1 protein-coding gene is annotated in these 1379 nt (G+C 64.7%); it reads left to right on the top strand.

Going from position 1 to position 1379, the window contains the following annotated elements:
- The first annotated feature begins 142 nt into the window (after window positions 1-142).
- Window positions 143-1336: an IS1249 family transposase gene (locus AC1AX7_RS09390; RefSeq protein WP_476509819.1), complete on the top strand. Its 1194-nt coding sequence runs from the start codon at window positions 143-145 to the stop codon at window positions 1334-1336.
- Window positions 1337-1379 lie beyond the last annotated feature (43 nt).

Consider the following 1379-nt stretch of genomic DNA (forward strand, 5'->3'; position numbering starts at 1 on the left):
CGGCGTAAGTAACAAAATGTGGGTCTAATGTTACCCCTCAGCCCTTACGGGAGTAAGCGTGTCGGGGTGGTATTAACGATTTGACCGTTAATACCGCCATCGACGACGCCATGTTCCGGCCGGCCCCATGCTTGACTGGAGCATGGTCAAACACAAATCAGCACGTGCGCGCAAATGCCCGGCATGCGGCCGGCCGATGAGGAAAAAGGGATTCACCACGGCCGGGAGGCAGCGGTGGCGTTGCGACGAATGCGCCCTGTCCTCCACGGTCCGCCGCGAGGACCAGGTGCGCGAGTTCCAGTTCCGCGTATGGCTGCAATGGCTGCTGGGAAGACGGACCGCGGGCGAGGCCGCCGCGGATCTCGGCGTGAGCAGGCAGACGTTCTGGCGGATGACGTCATGGTGCTGGAGGGTTCCGGTCCCGACGCCGGAACCGCGTGACTGCGCCTATGCACAGGCCGACGGCACGTATCTTTCCCATGGATGGTGCCTGCTGGCGGCATGCGACGGCGAATGCCGGGTGCTGGCCTGGCAGTGGTGCGACCATGAGACCATCGCCGCTTACCAGGCCATGTTCTCGAGGATGGGCCGCGTCGGGGTGATGGGCTGCGACGGCGCACGCATCATCAGCGGCGCCGCCCGCGCCAGATGGAAGGACGTGCGCATCCAGCGGTGCCTGGTGCACGTGCAGCGCGACGGCAGGCGCGACCTGACGACGAAACCGCGCACCGACGCCGGAAGGAGCCTGAGATCCCTGTACCTGCGGCTGACCGGGATCGCCGACGAATCTCAGGCCGCGCAGTGGATCAACGACCTGAACTCGTGGCACAACCGGTACGGCGCGTTCCTGAAGGAACGCACCAGCGCGAAGGACGATCCGACCAATCCCAAGGCGTTGGCGGGCAGGCAGTGGTGGTACACGCACATCAGCGTGCGCAACGCGTATTACCGGCTCGAACGGCTCGTCAGGCAGGGCGAGCTGTTCACGTTCCTCGATCCGGCCAATCCCGCCGGAGCCGTCATACTGCCGACCACGAACATGATCGAGGGCGGCGTCAACTCCGGCGTCAAACGGATGCTCGACCTGCATCGCGGGATGGGCGAGGGACATATGCGCGTCGCCGTGGAATGGCGTCTGTACATGAGGACCGCGGACCCCGATCCGAGGAAGGCGCTGCGGGCGTGGCTCGGGGAAACGCCGGAGCCACGATCCGAGAGAATCGCGGAGGAGCCGGCCCCCGGAACCGAGACCGGTGTGCAGAATCCCGGCCCGAACCCCGACGACGTCAACGCGTACGAATCCGGGTTCGGCATCAGGAAGGGGTGGGTCCACTGAGCGAAAAACACTTCATTAGACCCACATTTTGTTACTTAAGCCG

The sequence above is a fragment of the Bifidobacterium sp. LH_449 genome, from assembly GCF_056356755.1.

What these genes read in the sequence shown, in the direction of transcription:
- AC1AX7_RS09390 (WP_476509819.1), top strand. Translation starts at nt 143, where the DNA reads ATGGTCAAACACAAATCAGCACGTGCGCGCAAATGCCCGGCATGCGGC.